The sequence below is a fragment of the Burkholderia sp. BE17 genome, assembly GCF_009362305.1.
Taxonomy (GTDB): Bacteria; Pseudomonadota; Gammaproteobacteria; order Burkholderiales; family Burkholderiaceae; genus Burkholderia; species Burkholderia pyrrocinia_C.
In genome coordinates, this window is record NZ_WHNU01000058.1 from 34994 (window position 1) to 57264 (window position 22271).

The 22271-nt window shown below is 65.6% G+C and carries 21 protein-coding genes; 2 read left to right on the forward strand and 19 right to left on the reverse strand.

All coding sequences use genetic code 11. The features are described from left to right. Positions 1-82 precede the first annotated feature (82 nt). The 3 genes from GD429_RS35995 to ppsA form a co-directional block, all read right to left on the reverse strand. A complete protein-coding gene (locus GD429_RS35995; RefSeq protein WP_152864443.1) occupies positions 83-1018 on the reverse strand; it encodes an SPFH domain-containing protein in 936 nt (311 codons plus the stop codon). 33 nt (positions 1019-1051) lie between these two features. Next, a complete protein-coding gene (locus GD429_RS36000) occupies positions 1052-1486 on the reverse strand; it encodes an NfeD family protein (protein ID WP_152864445.1) in 435 nt (144 codons plus the stop codon). A gap of 252 nt (positions 1487-1738) precedes the next feature. After that, on the reverse strand, positions 1739-4138 hold the full coding sequence (ppsA, locus tag GD429_RS36005) for a phosphoenolpyruvate synthase (protein ID WP_152864447.1): 2400 nt from the start codon (positions 4136-4138) through the stop codon (positions 1739-1741). Between the two features lie 377 nt (positions 4139-4515). On the opposite strand from ppsA, the gene GD429_RS36015 reads away from it, so the two are divergent. Then, positions 4516-5331, forward strand: a complete 816-nt coding sequence (locus GD429_RS36015; protein WP_034181125.1) for a pyruvate, water dikinase regulatory protein — start codon at positions 4516-4518, stop codon at positions 5329-5331. A gap of 100 nt (positions 5332-5431) precedes the next feature. Here the strand turns inward: GD429_RS36015 and GD429_RS36020 are convergent, their stop codons facing one another. The 16 genes from GD429_RS36020 to rpsB form a co-directional block, all read right to left on the reverse strand. Beyond that, entirely contained in the window at positions 5432-6214 is a 783-nt protein-coding gene (locus GD429_RS36020; RefSeq protein WP_152864449.1) for a TrmH family RNA methyltransferase, read from the reverse strand. Further along, complete coding sequence (rnhB, locus tag GD429_RS36025) at positions 6211-6855, reverse strand: ribonuclease HII (protein ID WP_152864451.1); 645 nt, start codon at positions 6853-6855, stop codon at positions 6211-6213. The genes GD429_RS36020 and rnhB overlap by 4 nt, the downstream gene beginning before the upstream one ends. Further along, positions 6852-8021, reverse strand: coding sequence for a lipid-A-disaccharide synthase (lpxB, locus tag GD429_RS36030; RefSeq protein ID WP_152864453.1), 1170 nt, complete (start codon positions 8019-8021; stop codon positions 6852-6854). Before lpxB ends, rnhB begins: the two co-directional genes overlap by 4 nt. 3 nt (positions 8022-8024) lie before the next feature. Further along, positions 8025-8813 carry an acyl-ACP--UDP-N-acetylglucosamine O-acyltransferase gene (lpxA, locus tag GD429_RS36035; protein ID WP_152864455.1) on the reverse strand — a complete coding sequence of 263 codons (789 nt, stop codon included), beginning with the start codon at positions 8811-8813 and terminating at the stop codon, positions 8025-8027. A 58-nt stretch (positions 8814-8871) separates the two neighbouring features. Then, positions 8872-9339, reverse strand: a complete 468-nt coding sequence (gene fabZ / locus GD429_RS36040; protein WP_152864457.1) for a 3-hydroxyacyl-ACP dehydratase FabZ — start codon at positions 9337-9339, stop codon at positions 8872-8874. 129 nt (positions 9340-9468) lie between these two features. Further along, positions 9469-10551, reverse strand: coding sequence for a UDP-3-O-(3-hydroxymyristoyl)glucosamine N-acyltransferase (gene lpxD / locus GD429_RS36045; RefSeq protein ID WP_152864459.1), 1083 nt, complete (start codon positions 10549-10551; stop codon positions 9469-9471). A 16-nt stretch (positions 10552-10567) separates the two neighbouring features. Further along, positions 10568-11065 carry an OmpH family outer membrane protein gene (locus tag GD429_RS36050; RefSeq protein ID WP_034185423.1) on the reverse strand — a complete coding sequence of 166 codons (498 nt, stop codon included), beginning with the start codon at positions 11063-11065 and terminating at the stop codon, positions 10568-10570. A gap of 64 nt (positions 11066-11129) precedes the next feature. Continuing rightward, a complete protein-coding gene (bamA, locus tag GD429_RS36055) occupies positions 11130-13439 on the reverse strand; it encodes an outer membrane protein assembly factor BamA (protein WP_152864461.1) in 2310 nt (769 codons plus the stop codon). Between the two features lie 62 nt (positions 13440-13501). Continuing rightward, positions 13502-14887 carry an RIP metalloprotease RseP gene (gene rseP / locus GD429_RS36060; protein WP_152864463.1) on the reverse strand — a complete coding sequence of 462 codons (1386 nt, stop codon included), beginning with the start codon at positions 14885-14887 and terminating at the stop codon, positions 13502-13504. A gap of 11 nt (positions 14888-14898) precedes the next feature. Then, complete coding sequence (locus GD429_RS36065; protein WP_152864465.1) at positions 14899-16095, reverse strand: 1-deoxy-D-xylulose-5-phosphate reductoisomerase; 1197 nt, start codon at positions 16093-16095, stop codon at positions 14899-14901. 15 nt (positions 16096-16110) lie between these two features. Further along, a complete protein-coding gene (locus GD429_RS36070; protein WP_152864467.1) occupies positions 16111-16932 on the reverse strand; it encodes a phosphatidate cytidylyltransferase in 822 nt (273 codons plus the stop codon). Next, entirely contained in the window at positions 16926-17708 is a 783-nt protein-coding gene (gene uppS, locus GD429_RS36075; protein ID WP_034207662.1) for a polyprenyl diphosphate synthase, read from the reverse strand. Before uppS ends, GD429_RS36070 begins: the two co-directional genes overlap by 7 nt. 47 nt (positions 17709-17755) lie before the next feature. After that, entirely contained in the window at positions 17756-18316 is a 561-nt protein-coding gene (gene frr, locus GD429_RS36080; RefSeq protein WP_047901007.1) for a ribosome recycling factor, read from the reverse strand. Between the two features lie 91 nt (positions 18317-18407). Beyond that, the gene (gene pyrH, locus GD429_RS36085; protein WP_006402648.1) at positions 18408-19121 is read right to left on the reverse strand and encodes a UMP kinase; all 714 of its coding nucleotides are present in this window, start codon (positions 19119-19121) and stop codon (positions 18408-18410) included. A gap of 156 nt (positions 19122-19277) precedes the next feature. Continuing rightward, positions 19278-20159, reverse strand: a complete 882-nt coding sequence (gene tsf / locus GD429_RS36090) for a translation elongation factor Ts (protein ID WP_152864469.1) — start codon at positions 20157-20159, stop codon at positions 19278-19280. Between the two features lie 162 nt (positions 20160-20321). Continuing rightward, positions 20322-21062, reverse strand: coding sequence for a 30S ribosomal protein S2 (gene rpsB / locus GD429_RS36095; RefSeq protein ID WP_011352461.1), 741 nt, complete (start codon positions 21060-21062; stop codon positions 20322-20324). A 389-nt stretch (positions 21063-21451) separates the two neighbouring features. On the opposite strand from rpsB, the gene map reads away from it, so the two are divergent. Continuing rightward, the gene (gene map / locus GD429_RS36105; protein ID WP_152864471.1) at positions 21452-22267 is read left to right on the forward strand and encodes a type I methionyl aminopeptidase; all 816 of its coding nucleotides are present in this window, start codon (positions 21452-21454) and stop codon (positions 22265-22267) included. Positions 22268-22271 lie beyond the last annotated feature (4 nt).

Below are 22271 nucleotides of genomic sequence, written 5' to 3' on the forward strand. Positions count from 1 at the left end.
GTCATACGGGCCCGCCCGGCTGCGCGACGATTCGCCGCATGCTGACCGCACACGGCGGCCGTCGGCGCATAGTACGTCCGGCTCAGCCCTTCCCGCCCGCGGCCGGCGACACGTTCTTGACGATCGACATCGCCGATGCGATCGCACTGCCGAGATCCGACAGGTTCGACGGCACGATCAGCGTATTGCCCTGCTTCGCGAGATTCGCGAACGCGCCGACATACTGCTCGGCGACCTTCAGGTTCACCGCGTCCATCCCGCCCTGCGACTGCATCGCGTTCGCGATCTTCTGGATCGCCTGCGCGTTCGCCTCGGCCACGGCAAGAATCGCGGCAGCCTCGCCCTGCGCCTGGTTGATCGCGGCCTGCCGCTCGCCTTCGGACTTCTGGATCGCCGCCTCGCGCGCACCGGACGCGAGGTTGATCTGTTCCTGCTTGCGGCCTTCGGACGCGGCGATCAGCGCGCGCTTCTCGCGCTCCGCGGTGATCTGCGCCTGCATCGCGTGCAGGATCTCCTTCGGCGGCGTCAGGTCCTTGATCTCGTAGCGCAGCACCTTCACGCCCCAGTTCGCCGCGGCGTCGTCGAGCGCCGACACGATGCTGTGGTTGATGAAGTCGCGCTCCTCGAAGGTCTTGTCTAGCTCGAGCTTGCCGATCACCGAACGCAGCATCGTTTGCGACAACTGCGTGATCGCGAACACGAAGTTGCTCGACCCGTACGACGCCTTCATCGGGTCCATCACCTGGAAATACAGCACGCCGTCGACCTGCAACTGCGTGTTGTCGCGCGTGATGCAGATCTGGCTCGGCACGTCGAGCGGAATTTCCTTCAGCACGTGGCGGTACGCGATGCGATCGACGAACGGCAGCACGATGTTCAGCCCCGGCGACAGCGTCGCGTGATAACGCCCGAAGCGCTCGAGCACCCACGCATGCTGCTGCGGCACGATCTTCACCGTCTTCGACACGATCACGATCGCGATGACGAACAGGACAACCCAGACGATCAGCGAATCCATGAACTATTCCCTCCTTGTTTTATCAGCGGACGATCAGCCCGCGGGTTTCGCCACGACCACGAGACAGCTGCCGCGCACCGCGCTTACCTGATACACGTGCGCATCGTCGCGCTCGCCGTCCGCGAGTTCGACGTCCCAGTCGGCGCCGCGATACTGCACGCGCGCGCGACCGTCACGCCACGCGTCGACCGTGACGGTCGCGCCGATATCGAGATTGACGTCCGGATTCGTCGACGTGTCGCGTTTCTGCTTGCGGCCGAGCCCCGATCGGCGCAGCGCGATCATCGCAACGATCGCGACCGCGGCCGCCGCGCCGAACTGCACGTGCGGCGCGAAACCGGCCAGTTGCAGCAACCCGCCCGCGAGAAAGCCGAGCGCGATCATCAGCAGGTAGAACGTGCCCGTCAGCAACTCGGCCACGACCAGCACGCCCACCGCGACCCACCAGAACAGATGCCCCGACATCATTGTGGTCTCCAGAAAAACGCCCCCACGCTCATTTGCGTTGCATGGGACCGGAGTATGCGCCTGAAGCGCTGCTCCGGATCGACACGTTCGCCGCCCCCGAGGGGCGGTCGGCACGCTTGGGGCAGCCCGGCGCGCAACAACAAAAAAAAACACCCCGGTACCTACCGGGGTGTTTATAGCATGAACCTTGCATTTTGCCTTCAACGAAAGCACGACAGACCCGCGCTTTCGCCGAGGGTGCATTACCGGCCGTTACTTCCGGTTGGCGAGCGCCTGCCACGTTTCGATGATCGTGTCCGGGTTCAGCGAGATCGACACGATGCCTTCGTCGGCCAGCCATTGCGCGAAGTCCGGGTGATCGGACGGGCCCTGGCCGCAGATGCCGACGTACTTGCCCATCTTGCGGCAGGTATCGATCGCACGCTTCAGCAGGAACTTGACGGCCGGGTCGCGTTCGTCGAAGTCGACTGCCAGCAGTTCCATGCCCGAGTCGCGGTCGAGGCCGAGCGTCAGCTGCGTGAGGTCGTTCGAGCCGATCGAGAAACCGTCGAAGTGTTGTAGGAACTCTTCGGCGAGGATCGCGTTGGTCGGGACTTCGCACATCATCACGAGGCGCAGGCCGTTTTCGCCGCGCTTCAGGCCGAACTTCTCGAGCAGGCCGACGACACGCTCCGCCTGCTTCACGGTACGCACGAACGGCACCATGATCTCGACGTTGGTCAGGCCCATCTCGTCGCGCACGCGCTTCAGTGCACGGCACTCCATCTCGAACGCCGGCGCGAAGTCTTCAGCGATGTAGCGCGACGCGCCGCGGAAGCCCAGCATCGGGTTTTCCTCGTCCGGCTCGTAACGCGAACCGCCGATCAGCTTCTTGTACTCGTTCGACTTGAAGTCGGACAGGCGCACGATCACGGGCTTCGGATAGAACGCCGCGGCGATCGTCGCGACACCTTCCGTCAGCTTGTCGACGTAGAACTGACGCGGCGACGCGTGGCCGCGCGCGACGCTCTCGACGGCCTTCTTCAGGTCCTGGTCGATGTTCGGGTACTCGAGGATCGCCTTCGGGTGTACGCCGATGTTGTTGTTGATGATGAACTCGAGACGCGCGAGGCCCACGCCGGCGTTCGGCAGTTGCGAGAAGTCGAACGCGAGCTGCGGGTTGCCGACGTTCATCATGATCTTGACCGGGATTTCCGGCAGTTCGCCGCGCTGCACTTCCGTGACTTCGGTCTCGAGCAGGCCGTCGTAGATCTTGCCTTCGTCGCCTTCCGCGCACGACACGGTGACGAGCGCGCCGTCCTTCAGCACATCGGTTGCATCGCCGCAGCCAACCACCGCCGGCACGCCGAGCTCACGCGCGATGATCGCCGCGTGGCAGGTCCGGCCGCCACGGTTCGTGACGATCGCGGCCGCGCGCTTCATCACCGGCTCCCAGTTCGGGTCGGTCATGTCGGCAACCAGCACGTCGCCCGGCTGCACGCGTTCCATTTCCGACGGATCCTGGATCACGCGCACGGGGCCCGCGCCGATCTTCTGGCCGATCGCACGGCCCGTCGCGAGGACCTGCGACTGGCCCTTCAGCTTGAAGCGCTGCTCGGCCTTGCCGGTCGCCTGGCTCTTCACCGTTTCCGGGCGAGCCTGCAGGATGAAGATCTTGCCGTCGCGGCCGTCCTTGCCCCACTCGATGTCCATCGGACGCTGGTAGTGCTTCTCGATGATGACCGCGTACTTCGCCAGCTCGATCACGTCCTCGTCGGTGATCGAGTAGCGGTTGCGCTGCTCGTGCGACACGTCGACCGTCTTCACGCGGCCCGGCTCGCCCGGCTGCGTGAATTCCATCTTGATCAGCTTCGAGCCGATCGAGCGGCGGATGATCGGGTACTTGTCCTGGGCGAGCGTCGTCTTGAACACATAGAACTCGTCCGGGTTCACCGCGCCCTGCACGACGGTTTCGCCCAGGCCGTAGCTCGACGTGATGAACACGGCGTCCTTGAAGCCCGATTCGGTGTCGATCGTGAACATCACGCCGGCGGCGCCGACGTCCGAGCGGACCATGCGCTGCACGCCGGCCGACAGTGCGACCTCGGCGTGCGTGAAGCCCTTGTGCACGCGGTACGAGATCGCGCGGTCGTTATACAGCGACGCGAACACGTGCTTCATGCGGTCGAGCACGTCCTCGATGCCGACGACGTTCAGGTACGACTCCTGCTGGCCGGCGAACGATGCGTCGGGCAGGTCTTCCGCGGTCGCGGACGAGCGCACGGCGAACGACAGCTCGCCCGGCGAGCCGTTCTTCAGGACTTCGAACTGCGCGCGGATTTCCTGCTCGAGGCGCGCCTGCATCGGTGCGTCGACGATCCACTTGCGGATTTCGGCACCGGCTTCGGCGAGCGCCTTCACGTCGTCGATGTCGAGCGACTCGAGACGTTTGGCGATGCGGTCGGCAAGGTCGTTGTGCTTGAGGAAATCGCGAAAGGCGAGCGCGGTCGTGGCGAAACCGGTGGGCACGCGAACGCCTGCTTCGGAAAGCTGGCTGATCATCTCGCCGAGCGACGCATTCTTGCCGCCGACGATCTCCACATCGGTCATCCGCAACTGCTCGAACGGAATTACATACGCCTGGTCCTTTGCGACGTTTGCTGCGTTAGTCATACAAGCCCCTAAGTGTGAAAAAAATGCTCGATCGCGCAAGTGGGCTTGGACGCGGGCGCTTGCAAAAAGGCGCGGCGCGTCTTGCGCAACCTGTTAGATAAACAATCGCAGCGGCGGAAAATCATCCGACCCGATTTGCAAAAATCCCGGCAGAACGGCGATATTTGCAGACAAATCGCCAAACTTGCCGGGAATATTGGAATCGAGCGGCCAAGCCACGGACGCCGTTCGCGCCCTGCCCCCGCAATTGCTTATCCAACAGGTTGCCGCTATTCTACCGTGCCGGCTGCCGGATGTGGCGCGACCTTGTCACTGCGTCTGGAGGCGAACCTCCAGCCGCCCCGCGCAACTGCCCTTCACGTTCGACACCCAGATTCATGCTGCCTACCGTTTTCATCGTCTCCGACGGCACCGGGATCACTGCCGAAACCTTCGCGCATTCGATCCTCTCCCAGTTCGACCAGAAATTCCGTCTCGTGCGCGTGCCGTTCGTCGACTCGCTCGACAAGGCCTATGCGACCGTCGAGAAGATCAACGAGGCCGCCGTGCACGACGGCCGCCGCGCGATCGTGTTCACGACGCTCGTCGACAGCGAATCGAACGACATCGTCAAGCGCTCGAACGCGCTCGTGCTCGACATGTTCCAGCGCTTCGTCGAGCCGCTCGAGCAGGAGCTGGAGCTCAAGTCGAGCCACGCGATGGGCCGCGGCCACCAGAACGCGGACACCGAGGAATACAAGACGCGGATCGAGGCGATCAACTTCTCGCTCGCGCACGACGACGGCCAGTCGAACCGCAACCTGTCGGAGGCCGACGTGATCCTCGTCGGCGTGTCGCGCAGCGGCAAGACGCCGACGAGCCTGTATCTCGCGATGCAGTACGGCGTGAAGGCCGCGAACTATCCGCTGATTCCGGAAGACTTCGAACGCGGCAAGCTGCCGTCGGCGCTCTCCGCGCACCGCGAAAAGCTGTTCGGGCTGTCGATCGACCCGCAGCGCCTGTCGGAGATCCGCAACGAGCGGCGACCGGGCAGCAAGTACGCGGCGCCCGAGAACTGCCGCTTCGAGATCAACGAGGCCGAAGCGATGATGCGCCGCGAAGGGATCAAGTGGCTGTCGTCGACGCACAAGTCGATCGAGGAAATCGCGACCACGATCCTGCAGGAAATCCGCCTCGACCGGCAGTCGTACTGAGCGCCTGCGCGCTTGCGGCCGCTCGGCCGCCGCCGGAAAAACAAAAAGGCCGCGTCGAACGCGGCCTTTTTCGTGGTGCGGGGAATGCTTGCGTGGGGCATCATGCGCGCCGCTGCTGCCGCACCTGCTCGAACAGGCAAACCGCAGCTGCCGCCGCGACATTCAGCGACTCCATCCCGCCCGGCTGCGGAATCGTCACGCGATGCGTGGCCGCATCGCGCCAGAACGCCGATACGCCGGCGCCCTCGTTGCCGAACACCCATGCGACGGGCCCCGACAGGTCGCAGTCGTAGAGCGCCTGCGCGCCATGCGAATCGGTCAGCGCGACCGGCACGTCGAGGCGTTCGGCGAGCGCCGCGGCTTCAACATCCTCGTGGATCGACAGCAGGAAATGCGCGCCCATGCCCGAACGCAGCACCTTCGACGACCATGCGTAGGCCGTACCCGGCGCGCAGAACACGTGGCGCACGCCGGCAGCCGCGGCGCTGCGCAGGATCGAGCCGACGTTGCCGGCGTCCTGCACGCCGTCGAGCACGACCGACGTGTGCGTCACGCGCCCGGGCAGCGGTTGTGCCGGCCGGTCGACTAGCAACAGGAAACCGACGCCGTTGACGACGTTCGACAACTGTCCGAACAGCGCATCGGGCAGCGTGACGACACGCTGCGCGTCGACGCGCGCAACGATCGCCTGCGCCTCGGCGTGCCCGAGCGCGCCTTCAGTGGCCACGCACAGCTCGGGCGTCGCGCCCGTGTCGAGATACGCGCTCGCGAGGTGGAACCCTTCGAGCAGCGCCTGGCCGCTGCGGCGCTGATGGTGCGTCGAACCCGCGAGCGCCTTCAGGCGCTTGTACAGCGGGTTGTCGCGGGAAGTGATGCTTTTCATCGAATCAGGTCGAGTGCCGCGCGGACCGGCGCGAACGAGCGCCGGTGCGCTTCGCACGGGCCGTGCTCGCGCAGCGCGGCAAGGTGTTTCGCGGTGCCGTAACCCGCGTGCACGTTGAAGCCGTACACCGGGAAGCGTTCGTGCAGGTCGACGAGCATGCGGTCGCGCGTGACCTTCGCGAGGATCGACGCGGCCGAAATGCTCGGTACGAGCGCATCGCCGCTGACGATCGCCTCGGCACGCACCGTCAGCGTCGGGCAGCGGTTGCCGTCGATCTGCGCGAGCGTCGGCAGGACCGACAGGCCCTCGACGGCGCGCTTCATCGCGAGCATCGTCGCGTGCAGGATGTTCAGCGTATCGATTTCGTCGACGCTTGCCGACGCGACGCAATACGCGCGCGAACGCGCGACGATCAGGTCGTACAGCGCGTCGCGCTTCTTCGCGGACAGCGCCTTCGAATCGTCGAGCCCGTCGATCGGCTGCGCCGGATCGAGAATCACCGCGGCGGCCACCACCGGCCCCGCGAGCGGACCGCGGCCGGCTTCATCGACGCCGCAGACGATCTCGTCGGGCCGACTGAAGTCGAAGCCGCCCTGCACGTCGCTCGACGCGCGGCGGCGCGGTGCACGTACTGCCGTCATGCGCGCCCCTTGCGTTGTTCGAGCACGCGCACGACCGCTTCGGCCGCCTTCGCGGCCGTGTTCTGCCGCAGCGAAAGATGCATTTCGGTAAACACTTCGGTCAGCGTGCGGCGGTTCGCGTCGTCGCGCAGTTGCGTGAGCGTCGCATCGGCGAGCGCCTCGGGCGTCGCGAAATGCTGCAGCAACTCGGGCACGACGAAGCGCCCCGCCAGGATGTTCGGCAAGCCGACATACGGCAGGTAGCCCTGCCGGCGCATGATCTGCCCGGTCAGCCAGGGCACCTTGTACGAGATCACCATCGGCTTCTTCAGCAGCGCGGCTTCCAGCGTGACTGTGCCGCTCTTCACGAGGATCGCGTCGGCGGCCGTCATCGCGACCTGCGAACGGCCGTCGGTGATCGTCAGCGCAAGCTGCGGATGCGCGTCGACGAGTGGTTGCAGCAGCTCGCGCAGCGCGGGCGTCGCCGCCGGCATCACGAACCGCACGCCGGGCTCGCGCTGTTGCATCAACGCCATCGCCGCGAAGAACGTCGGGCCGATCAGCGCGATCTCCGAGCGCCGGCTGCCCGGCAGCACCGCGATCACGGGGCCGTCCGCGGGCAGGCCCAGCGCGATGCGCGCGCCGTGCGTGTCGGGCTCGAGCGGGATCTCGTCGGCCAGCGGATGGCCGACGTAGGTCGATGCAACGCCGGCCTTGTCGAGAATCGCCGGTTCGAACGGGAACAGGCACAGCATGTGATCGACGGACTTGGCGATCTTCTTGATCCGGCCACCTCGCCATGCCCAGATCGACGGGCACACGAAGTGGATCGACGGGATGCCCGCGTCGCGCGCGGCCTGTTCGACGCTGAAGTTGAAATCCGGCGCGTCGACGCCGATGAACGCGGCCGGCCGCTCCGCGAGCAGCTGGCGCTTCAGCTCGCCGCGAATCCGCAGGATCTCGGGAATCTGGCCCAGCGCCTCGACATAACCGCGCACGGTCAGCTTGTCCATCTGCCAGTGCGAGTCGAAGCCCTGCGCGATCATCCGCGGCCCGCCGATCCCGTAGTACTGGGCCGATTCGGGCAGCCGCTCGCGCAGCCCGCCGAGCAGCGACGCCGCGAGCAGGTCGCCCGACGGCTCGCCGGCCACCATCGCGAGCCGGAGCTGATTGGTCGGAAGCGGCATCGCTTAGCGGATGATGCCGCGTTGGGACGCGTCGACGAACTCGACGAGCGCCTTCACCGGCGCATCGCCGTCGCCGCCCGACTCAGCCAGCTCGCGCAACTGCACCTTCGCTTCCTCGAGCGACAGGCCGTTCTTGTACAGCAGGCGGTACGCGCTGCGCAGCGCCGAGATCGCGTCGGGCGAGAAACCGCGCCGGCGCAGCCCTTCGACGTTGATCCCGTGCGGCTCGGCCTTGTTGCCAGCCGCGATCACGAACGGCGGAATGTCCTGCACGAGCGCCGACGCGCCGCCCAGCATCGAATGCGCACCGATGCGCACGAACTGGTGAACACCCGACATCCCGCCGACGATCGCCCAGTCGCCGATCTCGACGTGGCCGGCCATCTGCGCGTTGCTCGACATGATTACGTTGCTGCCGACCTTACAGTCATGGCCGATGTGCACGTAGGCCATGATCCAGTTGTCGTCGCCGAGCGTCGTCACGCCGACGTCCTGCACGGTGCCCGTGTGGATCGTCGTGAATTCGCGGATCGTGTTGCGGTTGCCGATCACGAGCCTCGTCGGTTCGTCCTTGTACTTCATGTCCTGCGGACGGCCGCCGACCGACGCGTAATGGCCGATGCGGTTGTCCTCGCCGAGCACCGTGTGACCTTCGATCACACTGTGCGAGCCGATCGTCGTGCGCGCGCCGATCGTGACGTTCGGGCCGACGATCGCGTACGGGCCGATCTCGACCGATTCGTCGATCTGCGCGCCCGGTTCGACGATCGCGGTGGGATGAATCCTGGTCATGCGCCGTTGCCTCTCGATGTGATGTGTCGCGTTGCGTTGCCCATGCGTGCCGCGTCGCTCAGGGCGCCGCGTCGGCCGTCTTGACCGTGCACATCAATTCGGCTTCCGTCGCCACCTTGCCGTCCACTTCCGCCACCGCCTTGAACTTCCAGATGCCGCGGATGTAGCGTTCGAACGTCACGTTCAGAATCAATTGGTCGCCCGGTTCGACCACGCGCTTGAAGCGTGCGCCGTCGATCCCGACGAAGTAGTACAGCGTGTTCTCCGGATCCTTCGGCTGCTCTTCCGCGAAGGTCAGCAGCGCCGCGGCCTGCGCGAGCGCCTCGAGGATCAGCACGCCCGGCATCACCGGCCGCTTCGGGAAGTGCCCCTGGAAGAACGGCTCGTTGATCGACACGTTCTTCAGCGCTTTGATCCCTTTGTGCGGCTCGAGTTCGAGCACGCGATCGACGAGCAGAATCGGGTAGCGATGCGGCAGCAGCGTGAGGATCTTGTGGATGTCGAGATTGATTTTTTCAGTGCTCATGATGGTTCGTCTCACGCAGAGGCTGCGCGGTGGTGATGCAAAGGCTGAAGCGGGCCGCCGTGCGGCCCAGTCTGGCAAACCGGGCCGGTTGCGCTGGCCGTGCCCGGTTGGTGGTCTCGCATGGCGCGCTCAGGCGTCCGTGCCGCCCTGGGCGGCAAGCGTGGCTTCGAGCGCCTTGATGCGGTCGCGCAGCTTGTCGAGGTTGCGCACGAGCGCGGCGCTCTTGTTCCATTCGCCGTGGTCGACGGCCGGGAACGCGCTGGTATAGATGCCAGCCTTCGGCAGCGACTTCGAGACGCCCGACTTCGCGGTGATGATCACGTAGTCGCCGAGCGTCACATGGCCGGCGATCCCGGCCGCGCCGCCGATCATGCAGTGGCGGCCGATCGTCGTGCTGCCCGCGATGCCGGCGCTGCCGGCGATCACGGTATAGGCGCCGATCCGGCAGTTGTGGCCGATCTGCACCTGGTTGTCGATCTTCACGCATTCCTCGATGACGGTGTCCGCCATCGCGCCGCGATCGATCGTCGTGTTCGCGCCGATCTCGACGTCCGGGCCGATCGATACGCCGCCGACCTGCGGGATCTTGACCCAGCTGCCGGTGCGCGCGTCGCCGTCGCCGACGAAATCCGGCGCGAAGCCGAAGCCGTCGGAGCCGATCACCGCGCCAGAATGAATGATCGCGCGCGGGCCGACCTTGCAGCCGTGGTACACCGATGCGTTGGGATAAAGGTGCGAGCCTGCGCCGATCGTCGTGCCGCGGCCGACGAATACGTTCGCGTCGAGCTGCACGCCGTCCTCGATCACCGCACCGGCCTCGACCGTCACGTGCGGGCCGATCACCGCGCTCGCGGCGACCTTCGCGGCCGGATCGATCGTCGCGCTCGGATGCACGCCGGCTACGCGCGGCGGCGCGGCCAGGTCGATGAACATCTGCGCGACGCGCGCGAAGTACGCGTACGGATTCGGCGTCACGATGAAACTGCGGGGGCCGCTAGCGGCCGCGCCCAGCTTTTCCAGATCCTTCGGTGCGATCAGCACCGCGCCGGCGCGGGTCGACTCGACCTGCGACAGGTACTTCGGATTCGCGAGGAACGCGAGTTGCTGAGGGCCTGCCTGGTCGAGCGGCGCGAGCCCGCTCACCTTGCACTGTGCGTCGCCGGCGATCTCGCCGCCGAACCGCTTTACGAGTTCCTCAAGCGTCAATGCCATTCGTCGTCTGCTCCGTTCAGTTCGTCGAGCCGGACGCGAGCGCCTTGAGCACCTTGTCGGTGATGTCGATGCGCGGACTGACGTACACGGCTTCCTGCACGATCAGGTCGTAGTTCTGCTGCTCGGCGATCTGCTTGATGACCTTGTTCGCCCGCTCCAGCACGGCCGCCAGTTCCTCGTTGCGACGCTGGTTCAGGTCCTCGCGGAACTCGCGCTGCTTGCGCTGGAAATCGGTGTCGAGCTGAGCGAGATCGCGCTGCTTCTGCGCGCGATCGGCCGCCGACAGCGACGTGCCGCCCTTGTCGAGCGAATCGGACATCGACTTCAGACGCGCCGCCAGATCCTGCAGATCCTTGTCGCGCTTCGCGAACTCGGCTTCGAGCTTCGTCTGCGCCGCCTTCGCGGGCGCCGACTCGCGCAGGATCCGATCCGAATTGACCGCCGCGATGCGGGCGACGTCCTGTGCGTGAACCGTCGCCGCGCCCAGGGCCAGCGCAACGGTCAGCGCGCACATCACTCGTTTCGAAAACTTACCGGTTAGCAAAATTACCCTCTCGTTGCTGTTGTCATGCGTTCGGTCAGAACGCCGTCCCGATCTGGAACTGGAATTTCTGGTACTGGTCGCCTTCGTGCTTCTGCAGCGGGAAGCCGAGGCTCAGCTTCAGCGGGCCGATCGGCGAGATCCACGCGAGACCCACACCATAGCCGTAACGCAGGCCGTTCGCGCCCGTACTCGTGCCGCCCGGCGCGTTGCCCCACACGTTACCGCCGTCGAGGAACGTGAACACGCGCAGCGTGCGGTCGTAGCCGGTGCCCGGCAGCGGGAACGTCAGCTCGATGTTGCCGACCAGCATCTTCGAACCGCCGATCGGGTCATTCGTCTTCGTGTCGCGCGGGCCCAGCGAGCTCGGCTCGTAGCCACGCACGGAGCCGATACCGCCCGCGTAGTAGTTCTTGAAGATCGGGTATGGGTTGCCGATACCGTTACCGTAGCCGCCTTGCAGGTTCAGGCCCAGGATGAAGCCGCGCGAGAACGAATAGTAGTACTGCGCCTGCAGGTCGGCCTTGTAGTACTGGATCTTGCCGACCGGCACGCCGTATTCGACGTTCGCCTGCGTGAAGTAGCCGCGGCTCGGGATCAGCGCGCTGTCGCGCGCGTCGCGCGACCACGCGACGGTCAGCGGCACCGTGTTCGACACGCGGCCGAATTCGTTCACGTAATCCTGGTAGCTCTGCGGCGTGTTCGAATCGACGTCGAGGCGGTTCTGCTCGAAGCCCGCGCCGAAGTAGACGGTGTCGACTTCCGAGAACGGGATGCCGAACTTCAGGTTGCCGCCCGCGCTGATGATGCGGAAGCTCGAGCTGGTCGAATAGTAGAGCGGCTGGTACGTGCGGTAGTAGACGTCCGTGATCCGCTTGATGCCGTCGACCGTGAAGTACGGGTCGACCTGCGTGACGGTCAGCGTGCGGTAGCTCTTCGCGGTGTTGACGTTCACCGACAGGCTGGTGCCCGAACCGAACACGTTGTCCTGCGACACGCCGGCCGACAGCACGACCTTGTCCGTCGACGAGAAGCCGGCACCCAGCGTGATCGCGCCGGTCGGCTTTTCGTCGACCTTCACGTTCACGTCGACCTGGTCGTTCGTGCCTTCGACCGGCACCGTCGTCACGTCGACGTTGGTGAAGTAGCCGAGACGGTTCACGCGGTCCTTCGACAGCGCGAGGCGGTTCGAATCGAACCACGAGCTTTCGAGCTGGCGCATTTCGCGGCGCACCACTTCGTCGCGCGTGCGCGTGTTGCCGACGACGTTGATGCGGCGCACGTACACGCGGCGGCTCGGATCGACGACGAGGTTCAGGTTCACCTTGTGGTTCGCCTGGTCGATGTCGGGCTGCGCGTTGACGGCCGCGAATGCGTAGCCGTATTCACCGAGCTTGTCGACGATCGACTTGGTGGTCTGCTGCAGCTTTTCGGCCGAGAAGCGGTCGCCCGGCTTGATCTTGATCAGCTTGTTGAGTTCGGCCTCGCGGTCGAGCAGGTTGCCCGACAGCTTGATGCCCGACACCGTGTACGGCTCGCCTTCGTGCAGCGTGACCGTCAGGTACATGTCCTTCTTGTCGGGCGAGATCGACACCTGGGTCGACTCGATGTTGAACTCGAGGTAGCCGTGGTTCAGGTAGTACGAGCGCACGGCCTCGAGGTCGCCCGTCAGCTTTTCCTTCGAGTACAGGTCGTTCTTCGTGTACCACGAGAACCAGTTCGGCGTCGAAAGCTGCATCTCGTCGCGCAGCGTGCTGGTGCTGAACGCCTTGTTGCCGATGAAGTTGATCTGGCGGATCTTCGCGCTCGGGCCTTCGGCCACCGCGAACAGGATCGACACGCGGTTCGCATCGACCGGCGTGACCGTCGTCTTGACTTCGGCCGCGTAGAAGCCGCGCGTCAGGTACTGGCGCTTGAGCTCCTGCTCCGCCTTGTCGACGAGCGCCTTGTCGTAGTAGCGGCCGTCGGCGAGACCGACTGCGCGCAGCGCCTTCGTCAGGTTGTCCTTGTCGAACTCCTTCGTGCCGGTGAAGTCGATCGACGCGATGGCCGGACGCTCCTGCACCTGCACGATCACGACGTTGCCTTGCGTGGCGATGCGCACGTCGTTGAAGAAGCCCGTCGCGTACAGCGCGCGAATTGCTTCGGATGCCTTGTCGTCCGTGAAGGTATCGCCCTGCTTGATCGGCAGATAGGCGAACACCGAACCCGCTTCGACGCGCTGCAGCCCCTCGATCTTGATGTCTTGCACCACGAACGGTGCCGCTGCATGCGCCGCGAGGCCGTGCGCGGCGAGCGCGGCCGCTGCAACTGTCTTAGGTACAAAGCGATGAGGTTTGAACAACATGCATCCCCAATATTTAAGCTGCATCAAATCGGGCGGCTGCCCAGCGGCGGCCGCCTGACGCTTCAGAAATGGATTAGCCGAGCCAGATCGTTGAACAGCGCGATCGCCGACAACGCGACGATGCAGATCAACCCGGCTCTTTGCAGAATCAGTTGCCAGCGCTCCGAGACGGCTTTCCCGGTCGCGGCTTCAACCGCATAATATAACAGATGCCCCCCGTCCAAAACGGGAATCGGCAACAAGTTCAGGACGCCAAGGCTAATGCTGACAAGGGCGAGGAACGACAGGAACGCCGACGGACCGAGCCGCGCGCTCTTGCCCGCGTAGTCGGCGATCGTCACGGGGCCGGACAGGTTCTTCAGCGACGCGTTGCCGGTGATCATCCGCCCGAACATCCGCAGCGAATACACGGAGATGTCCCACGTGCGGTGCACGCCGAGCCGCAGGCTCTCGATCGGCCCGTAGCGCACGTCGACGGACGGCGCGTGCATCGACAGCGCCGCGCCGATGCGGCCGACCTGCTGCCCCGATTCGTCGTCGCGCTGCATCTGCGGCACGATCGATACCGTCTGCGCGGCGCCGCCGCGCTCGATCTGCAGGTCGAGCGCCTTGCCCGCATGGTGCTTGACGGAATCGATGAAGCGCGACGCGCCGCCGATCGGCTTGCCGTCGAGCGCCACCAGCTTGTCGCCGGCCTTCAGGCCCGCCTGCTCCGCCGCACTGCCGGGCTGCACCGACGCGACCGACAGCGTGCCGCCGCCGGCCTCGAAGCCCAGGTGCGCCATGAAATCGTCGTCGAGCTGACTTTCGGGAACATTGCGGAGGTCGACGCGGAAATCGAACGTCGTGCTGCCGTCGCGCGCGCCGAGCACGATCTCGCGATGATCGAACGCGGCCGACAGCAGCTTCCAGTGCAGGTCCGACCACGACCGCACCGGCTCCGACTCGCCGCCCTGCGCGTCGCCTACGCGCACGTTGCGGATCGACACGATCGTCTCGCCGCCGTCGAAGCCCGCGCGGGCCGCCACCGTGCCGGCGGCCGGCGGCGCGACGATCGCGGCCGGCTCGGTCACGCCGGTGGCGAATACAACGGAAAACAGCACAATTGCCAACAGGAAGTTCGCGATCGGCCCGGCCGCGACGATCGCGATGCGCTTGTAGACCGACTGGCGGTTGAACGCCTGGCCGAGTTCCTCCGGCTTGACGCCGGGGCCCGGATCGCGCTCGTCGAGCATCTTCACGTAGCCGCCGAGCGGCAGCGCGGACAGCGTCCACTCGGTGCCCGTCCTGCGGCTGACCCAGCGCGCGACGGGCTGCCCGAAGCCGATCGAGAAACGCAGCACCTTCACGCCGCACCAGCGCGCGACGCGATAATGTCCGTACTCATGCACGACGACCAGCACCCCGATCGCCACCGCAAACGCGATCAGTTCGACCAGCACGTTCATGAGCACTCCATTCAGACAGCACGCTCCACGCGGGGCGCAGGCGCTTTTGCAATGATCGCGGCGGCGAGGCGGCGTGCCTCGGCATCCGCCGCCAGGACGTCGTCGAGCCCGTCGGGCGCACGGTTCGGCAGCGCGTTGAGCACTGCGTCGACCGTCGCCGCGATCGCCATGAAGCCGATCCGGCGCTCGAGAAACGCTTCGACCGCAACCTCGTTCGCCGCGTTCAATGCGGCGCTCGCGATGCCGCCTTCCTCAAGCGCCTTCAGCGCGAGCGCGAGGCACGGGAAGCGCGCGTAATCGGGCTTCTCGAACGACAGCTGCGCGATCTGCGCGAGGTCGAGCTGGTCGACGCCCGCATCGACGCGATCGGGAAACGCAAGCGCGTGCGCGATCGGCGTGCGCATGTCGGGGTTGCCGAGCTGCGCGAGCACCGAGCCGTCGCGGTACGACACGAGCGAGTGGATCACGCTCTGCGGATGGATCAGCACGTCGATCCGGTCGCCCGGCAGCCCGAAGATCCAGTGCGCCTCGATCACCTCGAGACCCTTGTTCATCATCGTCGCGGAATCGACCGAGATCTTGCGGCCCATCACCCAGTTCGGGTGCTTGCACGCCTCGTCCGGCGTCACGTCGACGAGCGTGGCCGGCTCGCGCGTGCGGAACGGGCCGCCCGACGCGGTCAGGATGATCTTCGAGATCCCGCCGTGCTCGCCCGCATCGCGCGGCATGCACTGGAAGATCGCGTTGTGTTCGCTGTCGACCGGCAGCAGGATCGCGCCATGGTCGCGCACGGCGTCCATGAAGATCGCGCCCGACATCACGAGCGCTTCCTTGTTCGCGAGCAGGATCCGCTTGCCGGCACGCGCGGCCGCGAGGCTCGGCGCCAGGCCGGCCGCACCGACGATCGCCGCGACCACCGTGTCGCAGCCGTCGCTCTTCGACACGTCGACGAGCGCCTGCGGCCCGTGCAGCACGACCGTCTTGCTGCCCGCCGCGCGCAGTTTCGCTTCGACGTGCGCGGCTGTCGCGGCATCGCCGACCACCGCCACTTCAGGCGCGAAGCGCAGACACTGCTCGACGAGCTTGTCGCCGTTGCGGTGCGCGGTCAGCGCGTAGACCGAGAATCGCTCGGGATGGCGCGCGACCACGTCGAGCGTGCTATCTCCGATCGAGCCCGTGGAACCGAGCAATGTCAGACGTTTTTGCATAACAGAGATAATGGTTTAACCAAGCAGCAGCATCGCGAGCGGCAGCACCGGCAGCAGCGCGTCGACACGGTCGAGCACACCGCCATGGCCAGGCAGCAGCCCGCTCGAATCCTTTACCCCGGCCTGCCGCTTCAGCAGCGACTCGAACAGGTCGCCGATCACGCTGTAAGCGACCAGCAGCGTCAGTGCGGCCCATGCACCGGGCATTCCGTAGCGCACGGCGAATGCGGAAAACAGGGTCGGCTCGAACGCATGCATGGCCATCGCGACACCGGCGACGACCATCACTGCAAGCCAGCCGCCGATCGCGCCTTCCCAGCTCTTGCCGGGACTGATCGTAATGGCCAGTTTACGCTTTCCGAAGGCCTTGCCCGCGAAGTATGCGCCGATATCGGCCAGCCAGACGACCAGAAGCAGCGACAGCACGAACGGCACGCCCTGCGCGCGCGCCGCGACGAGCGCATGCCAGCAGGCTGCAAACACGACAAGCCCGGCCGCCAGCAGGAACGGCCGCCAGACGCCGCCCGAGAGTTCGGGCTTGCGCCGCAGCGCGAACGGGCCGACCAGCAGCCAGAACACGCCGGCCGCCATGAAAAGGGGACGGGATCCAGCCGCATCGATGCCGAACGGCGTGGTGGCCGCCAGCGCAAGCGCCGCGACGACCGCATAGACGACCGGGCCGGCGCCGCCGAGCTTCAGCAGGCGCGCCCATTCCCACGCGGCAAACACGAGCACGACGCCGATCAGCGCGCCGAACCCGGCCAGCGGCGCGAACAGCGTCACCGGCAGCAGCACTGCCAGCATCACGAGTGCCGTGATCACACGGGTTTTCAGCATGAAAGGGAATCGGCGTTCTGCGATTGCGGTTCGAGCTGCGCGCTCGTGCGCCCGAAACGGCGCTCGCGCTCGGTATACGACGCCATCGCGTCGGCCAGTGCCGCGCCGTCGAAATCCGGCCAGTATTTGTCGGTGAAATAGAATTCGGCGTACGCGAGCTGCCACAGCAGGAAGTTGCTGACGCGCTGTTCGCCGCCGGTGCGGATGAAGAGATCGGGCTCCGGCGCGTAGGCCATCGCCAGGTGCGGCGCGAACGCGTCCTCGGTCACTTCGACCTCGCGACCCTCGCGCACGGCCTGCTCGACGAGCTTCTTCGTCGCCTGCAGGATGTCCCACCGGCCGCCGTAGTTGGCAGCGATGGTGAGCGTAAGACGGGTGTTGCGCGCCGTCTTGGTTTCGGCGCGGCGAATCAGTTCGCGGATGCGCGGCTCGAAACGCTCGAGATCGCCGACCACACGCAGGCGGATCCCGTTCGCATGCAGCTTGCCCACCTCGCGCTCGAGCGCGGTGATGAAGAGCCGCATCAGGAACGACACTTCGTCGTTCGGCCGGCGCCAGTTTTCCGAACTGAACGCGAACAGCGTCAGGTATTCGACGCCGGCGCGCGCGCAGCCTTCGACCACCGCCCGCACGGCATCGACGCCGCGGGTATGCCCCGCGACGCGCGGCAAGCGGCGTTCGGTCGCCCAACGGCCGTTGCCGTCCATGATGATCGCGATGTGACGCGGCACGACGCCGACGTCAGGCACGCGAACGGTAGAGCTGGTATAGGTCATGGCCGTTGAGACAGTTGCGGGAAGAAGGCGGCGCGCGAGGACGGTCGTCAGACCGTCATGATCTCGGCTTCCTTGGTCTGCACGAGCTTGTCGATTTCGGCGACGTGCTTGTCGGTCAGCTTCTGCACGTCGTCGCTCGCACGGCGCTCGTCGTCTTCCGAGATTTCCTTGTCCTTCACGAGCTTCTTGAGCGCTTCGTTCGCGTCGCGGCGCAGGTTGCGGATCGCGACCTTGGCCGTTTCGCCTTCGCTCTTGACGACCTTGGTCAGCTCGCGGCGGCGCTCTTCCGTCAGCGCGGGCATCGGCACGCGGATCAGGTCGCCGGACGTTGCCGGGTTCAGGCCGAGATCGGCTTCGCGAATGGCCTTCTCGACCTTCGCGACCATCGGCTTTTCCCACGGCTGCACACCGATCGTGCGTGCGTCGACGAGCGTCATGTTGGCAACCTGCGAGATCGGCACCATCGACCCGTAGTAGTCGACCTGCACGTGATCGAGCATGCCGGTGTGCGCACGGCCCGTACGGATCTTCGCCAGATCGCTCTTGAATGCATCGATCGAGCGCTGCATCTTCTGCTCGACGCCCTTCTTGGTATCAGCGACACTCATTTCAACCTCCGAACCTTCAAACCTTCAAAAAACGCGGACGCTGCCCGGCGCGCCACGCACACCTGAGCCGACGACCCGCATCCGCGGGAGTTTACACGTGGACGAGCGTACCTTCGTCCTCGCCCAGCACGATGCGCTTGAGCGCGCCCGGCTTGTTGATCGAAAACACGCGAATCGGCAGCTTCTGGTCACGGCACAGCGCAAACGCCGTCGCGTCCATCACCTGCAGGTTGCGGCTGATCGCCTCGTCGAAGCTGATCGTCGTGTAGCGCGTGGCCGACGGATCCTTCTTCGGATCGGCAGAATATACGCCATCGACCTTGGTCGCCTTCAGCACGACCTCGGCGCCCACTTCCGAACCGCGCAGTGCCGCGGCGGTGTCCGTCGTGAAGAACGGGTTGCCGGTGCCGGCCGCGAAGATCACCACACGGCCTTCCTCGAGCTGGCGGATCGCGCGGGGCCGGATGTACGGCTCGACGACCTGGTCCATCCGCAGCGCGGACTGCACGCGCGCCTCGATGCCGGCGTGGCGCATCGCGTCCTGCAGCGCCAGCGCGTTCATCATCGTCGCGAGCATCCCCATGTAGTCGGCGGTCGCGCGGTCCATGCCGGCCGCGCCGCCCGCGACGCCGCGGAAAATATTACCGCCACCGATCACCACCGCAAGCTGCGTACCGAGACGCACGACTTCAGCGATATCGGCCACCATCCGTTCGATCGTCGCGCGATTGATGCCGAAGGCATCGTCGCCCATCAGCGCTTCGCCGGAGAGTTTGAGGAGGACGCGTTTGTAGGCATTGGACATAGGGGCTTCCGAGCGACGAGAGGATGACAACCACGAACTGTAGGGGCGAAATACTGATTCGGGCAAGCGCCGACGGTCGGACCGGGGTTCCCGGCCGGCCGGCGGCGCCGCCGGCCGCGGCGGAGCGGACGCCCGCCGCGGATACTGCCTGACTGCTTACTGCTGCTTTGCTGCTGCGACTTGCGCGGCCACTTCGGCGGCGAAGTCGTCCTGGCGCTTCTCGATGCCTTCGCCGACGACGAACAGCGCGAACTTCTGCACCGCGGAATCCGCTGCCTTCAGCATCTGCTCGATCGTCTGCTTGTCGTTCTTCACGAACGTCTGGTTCAGCAGCGACACTTCCTTCAGGTACTTCTGGACGCTACCGTCGACCATCTTCGCGACGATCTCGGCCGGCTTGCCCGATTCCGCGGCCTTCTGCTCGGCCACGCGGCGTTCCGTCTCGATCAGCTCGGCCGGCACGTCGGCCGACGACAGCGCGACCGGCTTCATTGCCGCGATGTGCATCGCGACGTCCTTGCCGACCTGCTCTTCCGCACCCGTGTACTCGACGATCACGCCGATGCGCGCGCCGTGCAGGTAGGTTGCGATCTTGTTCGCGGTTTCGAAGCGGACGAAACGGCGGATCGACACGTTCTCGCCGATCTTGCCGATCAGTGCCAGGCGCACTGCGTCGACCGTCGAGCCCTCGAGCGGCAGTGCCGACAGCGCGACCACGTCGGCCGGGTTCTGCGTCGCGACGAGTTCGGCGACCGTCTTCGAGAATGCGAGGAAGTCGTCGTTCTTCGCGACGAAGTCGGTTTCGCAGTTCAGTTCGACCAGCGCGCCTGCGTTGCCGCCGACGAACGATGCGACGACGCCTTCGGCCGTCACGCGCGATGCCGCCTTGCTCGCCTTGTTGCCGAGCTTGACGCGCAGCAGCTCTTCAGCCTTGGCCAGGTCGCCGTCGGCTTCCGTCAGCGCCTTCTTGCACTCCATCATCGGTGCGTCGGTCTTTGCGCGCAGTTCTGCCACCATGCTTGCGGTAATTGCCGCCATCATTCGCTCCTTGAGTCTGTATTCACAACGCCGCCCGCTTGGACGCGAACGGCCGAGATTCGTTTCCGGACCCGCGCCGATTCGGCGCGATCAGGTCCGGCGCACAAGCTTAAAAAAAGGGGGCCTGTTGAGAGCCCCCTTTTTGCGCCGGCTCGGGGCCAGTTACGCGTTTTCCTCGACGTACTCGTCGTCGCCGCGCGCTGCCTGGACCACTTCGTTGACCGCGTTCGCACGGCCTTCCAGGATCGCATCAGCCACGCCTTCCGCGTACAGCGCGACTGCCTTGCTCGAGTCGTCGTTGCCCGGGATCACGTAGTCCACGCCTTCCGGCGAGTGGTTCGTGTCGACCACGGCGATGACCGGCACGCCCAGCTTGTTCGCTTCCGTGACGGCAATCTTGTGGTAGCCGACGTCGACGACGAAGATCGCGTCCGGAATGCCGCCCATGTCCTTCACGCCGCCGATCGACTTCTGCAGCTTGGCGATTTCACGTTCGAACAGCAGCGCTTCCTTCTTGCTCATCTTCTCGGTTTCGCCCGATTCGACGGCCGCTTCCATGTCCTTCAGGCGCTTGATCGACACCTTCAGCGTCTTGAAGTTGGTCATCATGCCGCCGAGCCAGCGTGCATTGACGTACGGCATGCCTGCGCGCTGCGCTTCCTGGGCGATCGTGTCGCGCGACTGGCGCTTCGTGCCGACGAACAGGATCGTGCCGCGGTTCGCTGCCAGCTGACGCACGTACTTCTGTGCGTCCGTGAACATCGGCAGCGTCTTTTCGAGGTTGATGATGTGAATCTTGTTGCGGTGACCGAAAATGAACGGTGCCATCTTCGGGTTCCAGAAGCGCGTCTGGTGACCGAAGTGGACACCCGCTTCCAGCATTTGGCGCATCGTAACTGCCATGTGAATTCTCCACGAGGGTTGGGTCTTAAGCCGGCTGCCGTACCGCCGCGCGAACCTGCCCCGAATTACTCCGGAAGGCACCGGATTCCACGCGGCCGGCACCCTGGTTGCGCCGGCTTGCGATTCGGCACGTGCAAAACGCCCGTGCCGTAAGCCTGTCACCGCGATGCCGCCCCAACACGGGGCAAATTCGGCATTTGGATATCGACTTAGCCGAAGAGTATAGCACGCCGATTTGTCGGCCCTCAAGTCGCACGCCACTTTCCCTAGCCGCGCGGCAGCCGGCCGGACAATCGGCGAAAACCCGCATCCGCGCGGCCGGCAGGGGCTGCGAGGCCCGCCATAAGGTGCGATAATCCATTAATTCACCGCATTCCAGGCATACCTCGATGGCTATTACGCTCAAAAACGAACACGACATCGCCGAGATGCGCGTCGCCTGCCGCCTCGCGAGCGAAGTGCTCGACTTCATCACGCCGCACGTCGTCGCGGGCGTCACGACCGCCGAACTCGATCGCCTCTGCCACGAGTTCATGCTCAACGAACAGGGCACGATCCCCGCGCCGCTGAACTACCAGCCGCCCGGCTATCCGCCGTACCCGAAGGCCACCTGCATTTCGGTCAACGACGTGATCTGCCACGGCATTCCCGGCGAGAAGGTGATCAAGAACGGCGACGCGCTGAACATCGACATCACCGTGATCAAGAACGGCTACTTCGGCGACACGAGCCGGATGTTCATCGTCGGCGAGGGCTCGATCCTCGCGAAGCGCCTCGTGCAGACCACCTACGAGTGCATGTGGCTCGGCATCGACCAGGTCAAGCCCGGCGCGCACCTCGGCGACATCGGCCACGCGATCCAGAAGCACGCGGAAGCGCAGGGCTACAGCGTCGTGCGCGAATACTGCGGCCACGGCATCGGCACGGTGTTCCACGAAGATCCGCAGGTCGTCCACTACGGCCGTCCGGGCACGGGCATCGAGCTGAAGCCCGGGATGATCTTCACGATCGAGCCGATGATCAACGCCGGCAAGCGCGACATCCGCACGATGCCCGACCAGTGGACGGTCAAGACGCGCGACCGCAGCCTGTCCGCGCAGTGGGAGCATACGGTGCTCGTCACCGAAACCGGCTACGACGTGCTGACCGTGTCGGCGGGCACGCCGGCGCGCCCCGTGTTCGCGCAACCGGCCGCCGCAGTCTGAGCGC